This window comes from Thermoplasmatales archaeon, assembly GCA_014361195.1.
Taxonomy (GTDB): Archaea; Thermoplasmatota; E2; order UBA202; family JdFR-43; genus JACIWB01.
This window is the reverse complement of the sequence record JACIWA010000010.1, coordinates 21,504-34,263: the sequence shown is the minus strand read 5'-3', so window position 1 is coordinate 34,263 and position 12,760 is coordinate 21,504. Positions and strand designations below refer to the sequence as shown.

Sequence of the window (12,760 nt, the reverse complement as noted above, 5' to 3'; positions counted from 1 at the left end):
TAAGGTGCTGGAGCGGGCTCTATCTTTCCACTTATTTTTATTTTTTCAACATTTTTTTCCATTACTTCTATTTCCTTTATTTCTGTTCCAAATGGAAATATGTATGTTTCATATTTATATGGCAGAATAGGATAACCTTCTCTGTAAATAAAATTTGTATAGCCATAGAAAATATTTTCGTTGCTTTTTTGCAATGCAACAGGAGCAATCATTATAATAGATATTACAATTGCCAATGCTTTCATGACAATAAATGAGAAAAATATTAAAAACCTTACTATAACCCTATTACGTATTTGTTATTAATTAGATAAGCGGGCACATATACAATTTTTTTCTCATTTATTTTCATTTCATAATCTATATATTGCAAAACTCCTGGTTTTTCCGCTTCATAAGTTAGAACAAGAAAATCCGCAAGCTTTTCCGCTTCTTTTTCTCCTATTGCCAGCGGAATCCTTGGAATTTTTGTTGTTTTTTCAATTTCAAAATTTAATTTATCAAATGTTAAAAGATTTGACCATTTTCTAAAATCATCTGGCGTGCAATCTATTGCTGGGATATAAATATCCATTTTTCCAGTGTCACCTTTTAATAAGTTTGCAATTTTCATCAATCCAACAACCTTGCTCTCCTTTACATTTATTGTTACATTTATTTTCCAGAAAGGCATGTAAAATTTCTCCCCTTCCATATTCTTCGAGAATTTCCAAAATTCATAATCAAAAATTTTTATTTCATCTTCTCTTATATGTAATGTCCCGCAATTTTCGCAAATAAAAGCCATGTCAGTTGTTTTTGAAAAAAATAAATTTTTACACTTTGGACATTTAACCTGCACAACCTTCATATTTTTCCACCTCCAAAAACATTTCCCGGAGCATCTATTCTGATATTCTTAATATTTTTAATAGATTCTAATGGAAGACCATATTTTTTCTCTATATCTCCTTCAACTATCTCGCTTCCATGCCTGAAAAACATATAACTTGCAATAAAAATGATAAACCCTCCAATAAGAGCAAAAATTCCTAATCCAGTTGATGAACCAATTGTCCAAATACCGAGGGATGAAATTATTCCCCCCAAAATTGCTCCGCCGGTCATAATCATTGCCTGGTATAGCGCATCGCCCGGCGCCCTGCCCGCAATGACCTTTGAAGTCACTCCGTCAATTGTCGCAAAATACATTCTCTCTTTATATTTATATCTTGCAATCCATACAGGATAGTAGATAAGCATGAATGATTTTGGTATTACATGCATCTTCTGGAAAGTTATATTTTCAACCCCAGCACTTTTTATCGCTTCCTGCCTTATTTTCTCAATTCCTAAATTAATTGCATCACTCTTTGAAGTTGTTACCTCAAAAGTGGGTATTTGGTCAGCGTTTGCATTAATAGTATTTCCCTGCAAGTTTCTAAGATATTTTACTCCAATGTCTCCTGCGTCACATGCAATCTGCGTCCAGTCAAAATCTCTGAAAACCATTTTTTCCATTGGGACTTTCTTAACAGTTGTAGTTTTCCTGACAGCATCATAATGCCTTTCCTCTCTATATCCGCATACCCATCCCGCACTTCTTGCCTTCATTCTCCAGAATGGTAAATAAATGGGGAATATCTCAGTTATTTCCGCTCTCCTTTTCAAATCCCTCGCCTTCAATTTTTTACCAAACCATTCATTTAAAAGAGAAATTGCCTTCTCCTTCGTAACATTATTTGCAAACATAACTGTATAAACTCCTTCATCACCCTCAAGCCATATAAGGGCGTCGCAGTACCTGCATGAAATAACCTTTTTACCTTCTTCAACATTTAAAGCGCCCCCGCATGAAGGACACGAAATCCCGATAGATATTTCCATCCAATCACCTCACATATTTTTTGCCACAAAATAGGATGCAAGGAATAGAATAGGAGTTGTTATAGCCATTCCGATTAAGCCATATGTGAATTTCCAGAAAAGGGAGATTATACCATAGATCAGGAATAAAAAGAATCCAAGGGAAGCAACCGCAATGTATGGATAACTCTCCCTGGTTGGAAATTTTTCAGAAAACACTTCACCAGAAGATGCATCTATTACAACATTATAGATATTTCCTTTGTAACTATATTCAATATACCATATGGGAAAGAATACTAAAGCTTGCTCTTCCGCTTTACCGGGCAGATTATTCAGATAAGCATCCATCCCCAAATCAGGTTGTATAATCTGTGCTCTCGGATCAACTATGTAATTTTGATCAAATATTTTTATATCCCCTGCTGGAACTTTTAGTGCGTGCATTCCTGGCAAACTTGTTGATTTTGCTGGCTCAAAATAAATTGCCTCCTTACCCTCTACATTTCTTTTGAACATATACAGTGGGAAATATTCAGGAATCATTTTCACTATTTTTGCCTCATTTTCCAAATCCTTCGCCATAGCAGAGCCAGCACTCCATCTTTTAAATATGCCCCTTGCATTCTCCTCTTTTATTTTCATTTCAACAATATAAAAGAATCCAACCCCACTTTTGTCTATATACATCTGAGAATTGCAATATTCGCACTTAGCAAATTTTGTGCCAGGCTCTATTTCAATTGATGCCCCGCATTTATTGCATTTTATACTTGTCATACCTATCACACGCTCTTTCCACAATTCGGACAAAACTTTGCACTTGCAGGCATATCAACTCCACAATTTGAGCACTTTTTACTCCCTAAAGCGGTTCCACAGGAAGAGCAAAACTTTGCATCAGCTGGCAGAGGTGCTTTGCAATTTGGGCACTCAATTTTTTCTTGCCTCGCCCCACAAGATGAACAAAATTTAGCATCCGCCGGAATTATCACTCCGCATTTTATGCAAGCTTTGCCTTGGGGTTGTGGGGAGGGTTGTTGTGTTTGAGAGGGTTGCATTGCCTGTGCCATGCTCCCTATCATTGCATAGCCCGCTCCTATGCCAGCGCCTATGCCAACGCCAGCGCCAGCGGTGCCAGATGGATTTTGCGCTGCTTCTCTCATTGCCTGCCCCGCCTGGTATTGCATATAATTTGTTCCCAAAACTTGCATACTTGCTCTTGTATCAACCGCCTTTTGAACTTCTTCAGGGAGATTTATGTATAGTCCGGATACCTTATTTATTTCAATCCCATACATACCAAAATGGTCTTTTGATTTTTCAAGTACAATCTGCTCTATATTTGTTAAATTTGGAGCAAGTTCAGTTACTCCCATTCCCTTCTCTTTTAGATGGCCAATTGCATCATATACTAAGAGAACCATCTGCTCCTTTATTCTTTCTTCCACTTCTTGACTTGTTTGGTAGTTAAGTGTTCCAACAAATTGGTTTATGAAATTAACAGGCTCATTTACTCTATAGCGGAATTCTCCAAAAACTCTTAGATTTACAATACCAAACTCCTTGTCTTTAAATTGATAAGGTTGCTTACTCCCAAACTTCCCATCAAAAACCTTCTTTTGTATGTAATATACTTCCGCCTGCTGTTTTACCCCAGATAAAGCTCTTATAAGGCCACCAAGAATTGGAGCATTTTGGCTAGTTAAAGCATATCTATCTGGCTTATCTAAATATGCAAGAACCTTTCCATCTCTATAAAAAACCGCTATTTCATCTTCTCTTACAACTATATTGTCATTTAGCCTTATATTCCTGGGAACTTTCCACATTATAAAATTTCTCTTGTAGGCATCATCCCACGCAATTGTCATTGCCCCTATTATCCCTTCTTTGCCCCCAGCTGTTGCATCTGTCCTTTTACTTCCTCCAAATAACATTTTACACCTCTGTTCCTGTAATATAAACCATCCTCATTTTAAAAGTCTTTTCAAATTCTCCAAGCATTTCTCTTATTCTTTCAATTTCATCAAGCATTTCCTCCTCTTTAACACTCCTCATTTTTTTCGCCTCATTGATTATCCCTTCTATAATTTTTGCCATTGAATAGTCAAATTCATATAGCTTATTCAGCTCTTCCTCTTCTATTCTTATTGCAGGTGAAATTCCAGAATAGCCATGCTCCGCATGTCTTAATTGCCCGTCTATTTTCTGGAAATAGTTAAGCAAATCTCCTATCTTTTCCAGATTTCTTGTTTCATATTTATAAACAAGATTTCTTCTTACACCCTCTATATCATTTCTTGCAATTTTTAGTTTGTCAGCAAGTTGATTTCTTAAAAGATTATCCGCTTTTCTTATATCCTCCCTCCTTCTATATCCTTCATAGCCAGGAATAATAAGCTGTATTTTTTTTAAGACCCCCCTGTCTTCTTCAATTCTTTCTCTAATATCTACCATTATTGTAAAACAATTTATAAATTTAAAGGTTTTGGCATTTGTGCCTAAATGGATAAAAAAATAAATTAATAATCAAATATACATGTGAAGGAGATACTGGAAAAGCAGGGTTATGCAGTTGTTGGCAGGCACTCCGCTGTAAAACTCTGCTACTGGCTAAAAAAAGCACTGGTTGAAAATATACCATGTTACAAGAGCACTTTTTATGGAATAAAAAGCCACCGTTGCTTGCAGATGACGCCTGCCGCCTATCATTGCACTCAGAAATGTCTTTACTGCTGGCGTTTTCAAGGTTTTACTCTAAAAGAAATTAAAAGGGAAGAGGCGGATGACCCAAAATTTATATTGGAAAAGAGTATTGAGGAACAAAGAAGGCTTTTGAGCGGTTATAAAGGAAACAAGAAGGTTAGAATTGAGGATTGGAAAGAGGCAATTGAACCAAAGCATGTTGCATGCTCATTAACTGGTGAGCCTACCTTATATCCCTTCCTGAGCGAGTTTTTTGAAGAATGCCATAAAAGGGGAATGACAACTTTTCTTGTAACAAATGGAACAAATCCAGAATTTATTGAAAAAATGGACACATTGCCAAAACAGATTTATGTAACAATTGCTGCCCCTAATGAAGATTTGTATAAGAAATTATGTTGCCCATTAGTCAAAGATGGCTGGAAAAAAATTAACGAAACAATTGAATTGCTTCCATCATTAAATACGAGAACAGTTATAAGACATACTCTGGTTAAGGATTGGAATCTTGGTTATGAAGAGGAATATGCCAGGATAGATGAAAAAAGCGATGCATGGTTTATAGAGCCAAAAGGATATATGCACGTTGGCTATTCAAAAGAGAGAATGCATCGCAACAATATGCCAAATCATGAAGAAATAAGAAATTTTGCAGAAAAATTAAGTGATTTAACAGGCTATAAAATAGAAGATGAAAGGGTTGATTCAAGGGTTGTATTGCTCGGAAGAGGAAAAAAGAGGGAGATATGATTGATTTAACTCTATTATCAATATTTTTGTCATTTTCAGTTATCATTTTTTTGGTTGCAAAAAGAAAAAATTTTGCAATATCAGTTTTTGCGGGAATTATAATTCTTTCAGTATTTGATTATAAAAATCTGCCAGAAAATCTATATAAGACCGCAACAGATTGGACTGTAATAGCTTTAATATTCATAATTTTTTTAATAAATCTGTTATCCACAATTCTACAAGAAGGAGGGGCAATGGGGGAGCTTGTAAAATTTTTGAGCCAAAAACTTTCTTACAGAGGGCTTTTGATTGCGATACCCTCGTTGTTTGGTATGCTCCCTGTGCCTGGCGGGGCGCTGATGTCCGCGCCACTTATAGACAAAGGAGGAGAGAAAAATGAGCTGACTTTTTTGAATTTATGGTATCGACATGTATGGTTTATAATTTTACCAATTTCAACTCCTCTTGTTCTTGTTGCGGATCTGGCTGGCGTTAGTATATACAAATTGATTTTGATGCAATTTCCTATATTTTTATTGAGCTTCTTTTTAGCTATGCCAGTTGTTAAAAAATTTTCTAGGAAAAAGGAAAAGGAGAGTGAGGGTAATTATCTTGCAATATTTCCTATTCTTTTAACTGTTTCATTGGCAATAATTTTATCATTTTTTATGCATACCTACTTATCCTTTCTAATCTCTCTTAGCATTGGAATTATTCTTGCGGTGGCAATATCCATGAAGAGAAAAATTTATTTTTTAAAAAAAGGATTAGTTAGCTTATTAATTGCAATATTTGGAATAATGCTTTTGAAAAATATGATAATTTCGATGAAAGCCCCGGAAATAATATATTCCTATCTCTCAAATTTTAATCCAGTGGCAATGATAGCAATAATCCCATTTTTGGTTGGAACAATCACCGCAAATAATTTGGCAGCAATTGGAATACTCTATCCTTTACTATCTCCCTTTATATTTGATATCAAACTAGTGAGCTTATTATATATTTCCTCGTTCATTGGTTATTTGGTATCTCCTGTTCATCCTTGTTTAGTACTGACATACGAGTATTTCAAGCCAAAGCTCACGGATTTATATAAACTCCTTCTCCCTCCTGCAATATTGGTTATAATTATTTCCGCAATAATTTACTCTCTATAGCCACCTATCTTAAGAGTAGGATCACCAAGCAATAGCCATTCCTGAACAACTTTTACATCTATAATATATTTCAATGGCATATTTGAATCTCCAGGGAAATAATCTATAAACTCTTTTATTGTCTGTGAGTGAAGCATCCCTAGAATATCAACCCCTTCCTTATATATTCTGAAAAAGTTTATTTCAAGCCATCCATCCAAAACCTGCAAATAATCAGGAATTCCATCTTTGTTTTCATCCTCACTTCCATGGTAACCAAGCCCGGTATTTCCAATCGTTGCTATAGCCCCGCCATTTATTTTGCGTGTAAACCACCAGCTCCAGCATTCTGGAGCGTTTTCACCCTTCCAGACTTTCTCCTTATCAAATGAATAGAATATGCTCACATTGAATTGGCTATTATGGCATCCACCTATAACTACAATGGGTAATTCATATCCATTTCTCAAAAATGGCATATCAAAGATTTGCAGACCTTCTTCCCACTCATTGAAATTTCCAGGTTTATGAGTGCTCCAGCTCATTGGATTTCCATGCCCACAAAAATATGCAAAACCCGCCCCTTCATTTATCGCATTCACTATATTTTTTGAACTTAAATCTATTTCAGATGCCCATAATTTTATTGCCTCAAAATCTTGCATGTATTTGTAAGCTTCCCATGTAGCGAGCTCACCTTCAATGTATTTATGGTTGTCGTCATAGGAATCGCCACCGACTAATATGAATTTTTTGAAATTCTCAAATGGTTTATTCTCATAATTAATTATCTTATCAATCATTATTTTTAGCTCATATTTATTCCTGCAAGCAAGCCTGCCAACATAAACATCAGGATATAGATCCAGGTTATCTCTTTTCATTCCCTTCCATTCCGCATATATTCCATTTCCATTGCTATCCCAGTCCTCAAAAGCGATCGAGCCATTTTCATATTTATATATATCTGCAAAATATAAGTCGCTCAAATAACTGGTTTCCCATCCACTTCTATCATCAAGATTTGTATATCTTACTGGCATAATCCACTTTTCCTGATATCCAAAAGCTCTTCCTCCAACAAGCATTACATATTTTATTCCCCATTCCTCAATTGCATTCTTTATGAAATACTTCACCTTTTCTGCATCATCTCTTCCATGCACAGCAGATGGATGAGTATAAATTTCACTTAACCCTACTACTATTGTTTTTATTCCCTTGCTCTCCTTATGCTCTTTAAGCAAAGATAGCTCGCTTACCCATGCATCAGGAGAAATTATTAGGAAATCATATGCTGAAGCGAATGTTTTCTCTGGCAAAGAATAATCAATTTTTATATCAAAGTCGCTTGCCTCATAGAATTTATCACTTGAAGATATTATATTGTAAAGATAAAGGGTTAAAAATATACATCTCTCTCCTTTATCCATCCCAACCCCTATACTATATTCATACCATTTTTCAGGTATTTCATATTCCATATAAAGTTTCTTTTCCCTCATATTATCCGCAATAAAACTTATAGATTTTTTATTGAAAACATGTGTTTCTTTGACATTTAATGGAATTACATCAATCCTCTCTATTTTTGTTCCTATTGGAAAAGCATATTTTATTACTCTGTAATCAATTTTTTTATTCTCAGATTTAACTTCTCCGTTGAAATATGTAATCAGCAATACCAATACCGCAAATGTTACCACAACTTTCTTCATGAAATGAATGCCTTCAGGATTTATATTTTTTCCCTTAAGTTTATATTCAAAAAAAATTTAATATTGTGGAAAAAACTGGTATAGCGGATTTACCCCTGCACTACGGAAAAGCACCCGCCTGGCTGTATAAAAGAATGGTAAGGCTAGCGGATGCAATTTCTGCGATCATAATAGAAGAATATGGTGAGGAAAAACTGCTCGAACTTCTTTCCAATCCCTACTGGTTCCAAAGCTTCTCCTGCGTATTGGGCTATGACTGGCATTCTTCAGGCACCACCACTGTTACTTGCGCCTGCCTCAAGGAGGCGCTTTCCAAATATGGAATTATGGCAGCTGGGGGAAAAGGAATGGCAAAAAGAACACTTGAGGAAATTGAGGAGAAGGCTGGGGAGATTTATGATAAAATCTCTTATGCAAGCAGGATGACCGCAAAGGTTGATAGTGCAGCACTTCAGGATGGCTATGAACTTTATCACCATATGATAATTTTTGATTCATACGGGAGATGGATTGTAATCCAGCAAGGGATGGATAAGGAAAATAGATATGCAAGAAGATACCATTGGATATGGAAGATCAAAAATTTTGTGGAAGAACCCCATTCTGGAATAATAGGGAAAAAAGGTATTGCTTTAAATATGACGGACAAAGAAAGCGAGGAAGCAAGAAATGTGAGCGTTGATATTGTAAAGGAAAAACCTTCCTGGGTTTATAAGCAATTTATGAAAATTAGATCCTGCAAGCTTTATCAATCAACTCTTGATGGAAAAATGCTTGCTTTAAGAATGCCGGAAAAAATAAACTGGAATGCCCTGAGAGAAGCGTATGAAATTCAACCAAGAAATTTTGAAGAAATGCTTGCAATAAAGGGAATTGGAGCATCTACTGTAAGAGCTCTTGCCTATATCTCTGACCTCATTTATGGATGCCCTCCTTCATGGAATGATCCGGTTAAATATTCATTTGCAGTTGGAGGAAAAGATGGAGTACCTTATCCAGTTAATAGAAAAGCAATGGATGAAGCAACGAATATTTTAATTCAGAGCTTAGAGGAGGCAAAAATAGGAAAGAAAGATAAAATTGAGGCAATTAAAAAACTAAAAATTTTTGTTGAATAAACTCTATTCTTCCATTTCCCTCAGATAAACCCTTATATCTTTCTTTTCCTCCGCCAAATGCTTTATTTTATCATATAATTCTTCTGGAAGATTTTTTGAAATGAAATCATTTGATAGAGATATTAAATCAATTTTTGAATAATTTTCATACAAATTGCAATCTTTCAAAATCTCCTTCAATTTATCTTGCTCTTTAAAATTTATATTTTTATATTTTTTAATATCCACATATTTTCCTATTCCATATATCCTATCAAGTTTGTTTTTTTCTGCATATTCAATCAATTTCTCCCTTAGCTGTTTCTGAATCTCTTTCATTTCAGAAATTTTACCGCATACCTCCCAGTATTTATTTACAAGAGAAGAGCTTTCTTCATCTTCGCACCATCTGTGCCTGAAAATGGGGCAAATTTGCTGGTATTCACAATAATCGCATAAACTTGATTCTATTGCTGGAAAATCATTTTCTTTTATTGCCTTTTCTATCTTTTTTATCTTATAAATCAAATTTTCCCTTATATCCTCATAATTTTCTTTCCTAATTCTTATTTCCTTATTAAAAGCGAGAAAATGCCATACAAGTTCAATTTCCTCAATATCATACATGTATTTTAGGGATAAAGCATATATTGCAAGTTGAGGGTCATTTTCTATTTCCTGTTTGGTTGGCAAATGGACTGAGGTTTTATAGTCATGTACTTCATATTTTTCATCTACCTCCATTACTCTATCAATAACCCCCGCCACCCAATATTTTTCATTTATGGGAAATAAAACTTTTTTTTCTAATGCTATTATTTTACCTTCATCAAATGGTTTATATGTATTGTAATAGTCAATTAAATATCTCTCACCCATTTTCTTGTAATTGCTTATATCATATTCTTTCGCAACAAAAATTTGGGGATTCATTTCTTTTTCCCACCTATTATTATAAAATTCGAGAAGCTCTTCCAAAGAGCATGTTTTTTCATATATCTTATCCCTGTACAATTTTTCAAGAGCCTCATGAACCCTGTTTCCCATAAAAGTTTCAACACTTTTTCTAATCGGTTTAATTTTATCAATATACATTAATTTAAATCTATATGGGCATGCCTCAAAAGAATTTATCGATGAATTTGAATAAATCATTACTAAATATTAAAGATTTAACTTTAAATTTTTCCCTCGTTAGGAAATTTTTTAAATTGGAAAGCATTTCAACTATATGATAACTGGAAAGGAAAAAAAACCAGTAGTTAAAAATGTTCCTGGTAGAAATGCCAAGAAGATAATAGAAGGAGATGAAAAATATATTGCAAATACAACAAAAGCATCTCCAGCGGTTGTTAAGGAAGCAAAAGGAATTGTTTTTGAAGATGTTGATGGAAATATATTTTTTGATTTTGTCTCTGGTGTAGGAGTTGTAAATGTTGGACATGCTCATCCAAAGGTTGTGGAAGCAATAAAAAAGCAAGCGGAAAAATTCATTCACTTTGCGGGAACAGATTATTATTATAAAGTCCAAGTTGATTTAGCGGAGAAGCTAGCCAATATCACTCCTGGCAAATGGAATAAAAAAGTTTACTTCGGCAATAGTGGTGCGGAAGCTATAGAATGTGCAATAAAATTGACAAGATGGGCTACAAATAAGAAATTCTTCATATCCTTTATAGGAGCCTTCCACGGAAGAACAATGGGAGCAGTTGCACTAACCGCTAGCAAAATAGTTCATAAGCAAAGATTCTTTCCTTGGATGCCAGGGGTGGTGCATATTCCATATCCAAATCCTTATAGAAATCCTTTTGGAATAGATGGGTATGAAGAGCCAGATGAGCTAACAAATGCGGTTATAAATTATATAGAATATATTTTCAAGCATTTTCTCCCGAGCGATGAAGTTGCTTCCTTTTTCTCTGAACCAATTCAAGGAGAAGGAGGATATGTTGTGCCTCCTAAAAACTTCTTTAAAACACTTAAGAAATTTTTAGAAGAAAAGAATATATTGCTTGTTGATGATGAAATCCAAGCGGGATTCGGAAGAACTGGTAAGATGTGGGCAATTGAACATTTTGGCATTCAACCTGATATAATAACAACCGCAAAGGCAATAGCGTCTGGCTTGCCCTTATCCGCCTGCATTTATCCATCAAAAATTGATTTTGGAGTAAAGGGCGCTCATTCCACCACGTTCGGGGGCAACCCGGTGGCTTGCGCCGCATCTCTTGCAACTATTGAATTGCTTGAAAAGGGTTTGATTAAAAATGCGGAGAAGCAAGGGAAGTTGATGGGCAAGAGATTGCAAGAATTTGTTGAAAAATATGAGATAGTCGGGGATGCTAGGGGGATAGGATTAATGAGAGCCACTGAAATAGTAAAGGATAAGAAGAGCAAGAAGGTTTTTCCAAAAGCAAGGGATGAAATTGTTGAGAGATGCTTTAAAAAGGGAATTCTTTTAATCGGGTGCGGGGAAAGTGCTATAAGATATATACCCCCTCTTTGCATAAATGAAGAACAAATGAATAATGCAATGGATTTGGTTGAGGAAGCAATAAAGGAAACATTTTCCAACCTCAAATCATAATTGGTATCCCATTTTTTATCTCATATTCTTTTTCGCATTTTTTGCATTCAAACTTTCCAGCTATTATTTCTTTTTCATCTTCTTTCTCAACTTTTAAGATTAAATTTCCCTTGCAATATGGACAACAAAGCAATTTTACATATTCTTTTTTCATAAATTTAAATATAAATTAAATATTTTAATCATGCGCATAGCATTGAAAATAGGTTATGATGGAACATTATTCAATGGATTTGCGAGGCAGAAAGGAAAGGAAACAGTGGAAGGAGAAATACTAAAAATTTTAAAGAAAAGCAAAATTGTTAAAGATATAAAAGAGGCAAAATTCCAATATGCTGCAAGAACAGATAGAGGGGTGAGTGCAATTGCAAATGTAATATCATTTAATTGCAGAGGAAATGCTTTGAGAATATTTGAAAATTCTAGAAGGATATGGATTTTCGGATATGCATATGTTGATGAAAATTTTAATCCAAGACATTGCAAGAGTAAGAGATACAGGTATTATGTATATGATAGAGGTTATGATATCAAAAAAATGATTGAAGCGGTTAAAATTTTCGAAGGAGAGCATGATTTTGCTTATTTTGTTAAGGATAAAAGAAGAACAATTTCAAGAATAGATAAAATAGAAGTTATAAAAGGAAAAATAATAAAATTTGATTTTGAGGGAAAATTTTTCCTTTGGAACCAGATAAGAAGAATAATGGCAGCGGTTTTAGGAGTGGGTGAGGGAAAATATGATATAGAGGATGTGAAGAAAGCTTTAAAAAAGGAGGAGAGGATAAATTTTGGATTGGCCAAACCAGAAAATCTTATTTTAATTGATATTAAATATGATTTTGAATTCATCCCCTTTATCCAGCCAGATTTTTTAATAAAAAATGAAATTTTTAAAGATATAGCCGAAATAAATAAATATTGATTTATAAT

Annotated in this window: 14 protein-coding genes; 5 read left to right on the top strand and 9 right to left on the bottom strand. The window is 34.5% G+C overall.

Translation table 11 applies throughout. The features are described 5' to 3' along the window. The 6 genes from H5T44_06000 to H5T44_05975 all read right to left on the bottom strand — a co-directional run. On the bottom strand, nt 1-245 hold a 245-nt coding region (locus H5T44_06000), incomplete at its 3' end, for a hypothetical protein (protein ID MBC7081774.1). Nucleotides 246-277: 32 nt separating this feature from the next. Continuing rightward, nucleotides 278-850, bottom strand: coding sequence for a hypothetical protein (locus H5T44_05995; GenBank protein MBC7081773.1), 573 nt, complete (start codon nt 848-850; stop codon nt 278-280). After that, entirely contained in the window at nt 847-1,866 is a 1,020-nt protein-coding gene (locus H5T44_05990) for a hypothetical protein (protein ID MBC7081772.1), read from the bottom strand. The genes H5T44_05995 and H5T44_05990 overlap by 4 nt, the downstream gene beginning before the upstream one ends. 9 nt (nt 1,867-1,875) lie before the next feature. Beyond that, entirely contained in the window at nt 1,876-2,625 is a 750-nt protein-coding gene (locus tag H5T44_05985; GenBank protein MBC7081771.1) for a zinc ribbon domain-containing protein, read from the bottom strand. A gap of 5 nt (nt 2,626-2,630) precedes the next feature. Beyond that, the gene (locus H5T44_05980) at nt 2,631-3,785 is read right to left on the bottom strand and encodes an SPFH domain-containing protein (GenBank protein ID MBC7081770.1); all 1,155 of its coding nucleotides are present in this window, start codon (nt 3,783-3,785) and stop codon (nt 2,631-2,633) included. A 1-nt stretch (nt 3,786) separates the two neighbouring features. Continuing rightward, nucleotides 3,787-4,305 carry a hypothetical protein gene (locus tag H5T44_05975; GenBank protein ID MBC7081769.1) on the bottom strand — a complete coding sequence of 173 codons (519 nt, stop codon included), beginning with the start codon at nt 4,303-4,305 and terminating at the stop codon, nt 3,787-3,789. A 78-nt stretch (nt 4,306-4,383) separates the two neighbouring features. On the opposite strand from H5T44_05975, the gene H5T44_05970 reads away from it, so the two are divergent. Together H5T44_05970 and H5T44_05965 are read left to right on the top strand one after the other, a co-directional pair. Next, entirely contained in the window at nt 4,384-5,304 is a 921-nt protein-coding gene (locus H5T44_05970; protein ID MBC7081768.1) for a 4-demethylwyosine synthase TYW1, read from the top strand. Further along, a complete protein-coding gene (locus H5T44_05965; GenBank protein ID MBC7081767.1) occupies nt 5,301-6,446 on the top strand; it encodes a DUF401 family protein in 1,146 nt (381 codons plus the stop codon). The genes H5T44_05970 and H5T44_05965 overlap by 4 nt, the downstream gene beginning before the upstream one ends. Here H5T44_05965 and H5T44_05960 read toward each other — a convergent pair. Continuing rightward, nucleotides 6,434-8,143 (bottom strand): hypothetical protein, encoded by a 1,710-nt coding sequence (locus tag H5T44_05960; protein ID MBC7081766.1) that lies wholly within the window; start codon nt 8,141-8,143, stop codon nt 6,434-6,436. The genes H5T44_05965 and H5T44_05960 overlap by 13 nt on opposite strands. 65 nt (nt 8,144-8,208) lie before the next feature. On the opposite strand from H5T44_05960, the gene H5T44_05955 reads away from it, so the two are divergent. Beyond that, nucleotides 8,209-9,261, top strand: coding sequence for a DUF763 domain-containing protein (locus tag H5T44_05955; protein ID MBC7081765.1), 1,053 nt, complete (start codon nt 8,209-8,211; stop codon nt 9,259-9,261). A gap of 3 nt (nt 9,262-9,264) precedes the next feature. On the opposite strand, the gene H5T44_05950 is transcribed toward H5T44_05955, so the two are convergent. Further along, on the bottom strand, nt 9,265-10,395 hold the full coding sequence (locus tag H5T44_05950; protein MBC7081764.1) for a PD-(D/E)XK nuclease family protein: 1,131 nt from the start codon (nt 10,393-10,395) through the stop codon (nt 9,265-9,267). 76 nt (nt 10,396-10,471) lie between these two features. Between H5T44_05950 and H5T44_05945 the strand changes: the two genes are divergently transcribed. After that, nucleotides 10,472-11,827 (top strand): acetyl ornithine aminotransferase family protein, encoded by a 1,356-nt coding sequence (locus tag H5T44_05945; GenBank protein ID MBC7081763.1) that lies wholly within the window; start codon nt 10,472-10,474, stop codon nt 11,825-11,827. On the opposite strand, the gene H5T44_05940 is transcribed toward H5T44_05945, so the two are convergent. After that, nucleotides 11,817-11,981, bottom strand: coding sequence for a Trm112 family protein (locus H5T44_05940; GenBank protein ID MBC7081762.1), 165 nt, complete (start codon nt 11,979-11,981; stop codon nt 11,817-11,819). The genes H5T44_05945 and H5T44_05940 overlap by 11 nt on opposite strands. A 30-nt stretch (nt 11,982-12,011) precedes the next feature. Here H5T44_05940 and truA point away from each other — a divergent pair, with 30 nt between their 5' ends. Beyond that, nucleotides 12,012-12,752 carry a tRNA pseudouridine(38-40) synthase TruA gene (truA, locus tag H5T44_05935; protein ID MBC7081761.1) on the top strand — a complete coding sequence of 247 codons (741 nt, stop codon included), beginning with the start codon at nt 12,012-12,014 and terminating at the stop codon, nt 12,750-12,752. Nucleotides 12,753-12,760: the final 8 nt, after the last annotated feature.

Excerpts from the sequence above, each read along its gene's own strand:
- H5T44_05960 (MBC7081766.1), bottom strand. The coding sequence starts at position 8,143 with ATGAAGAAAGTTGTGGTAACATTTGCGGTATTGGTATTGCTGATTACA.
- H5T44_05965 (MBC7081767.1), top strand. The coding sequence starts at position 5,301 with ATGATTGATTTAACTCTATTATCAATATTTTTGTCATTTTCAGTTATC.
- H5T44_05980 (MBC7081770.1), bottom strand. The coding sequence starts at position 3,785 with ATGTTATTTGGAGGAAGTAAAAGGACAGATGCAACAGCTGGGGGCAAA.
- H5T44_05950 (MBC7081764.1), bottom strand. The coding sequence starts at position 10,395 with ATGATTTATTCAAATTCATCGATAAATTCTTTTGAGGCATGCCCATAT.
- truA (MBC7081761.1), top strand. The coding sequence starts at position 12,012 with ATGCGCATAGCATTGAAAATAGGTTATGATGGAACATTATTCAATGGA.
- H5T44_05985 (MBC7081771.1), bottom strand. The coding sequence starts at position 2,625 with ATGACAAGTATAAAATGCAATAAATGCGGGGCATCAATTGAAATAGAG.
- H5T44_05995 (MBC7081773.1), bottom strand. The coding sequence starts at position 850 with ATGAAGGTTGTGCAGGTTAAATGTCCAAAGTGTAAAAATTTATTTTTT.
- H5T44_05990 (MBC7081772.1), bottom strand. The coding sequence starts at position 1,866 with ATGGAAATATCTATCGGGATTTCGTGTCCTTCATGCGGGGGCGCTTTA.
- H5T44_05975 (MBC7081769.1), bottom strand. The coding sequence starts at position 4,305 with ATGGTAGATATTAGAGAAAGAATTGAAGAAGACAGGGGGGTCTTAAAA.
- H5T44_05940 (MBC7081762.1), bottom strand. The coding sequence starts at position 11,981 with ATGAAAAAAGAATATGTAAAATTGCTTTGTTGTCCATATTGCAAGGGA.
- H5T44_05945 (MBC7081763.1), top strand. The coding sequence starts at position 10,472 with ATGATAACTGGAAAGGAAAAAAAACCAGTAGTTAAAAATGTTCCTGGT.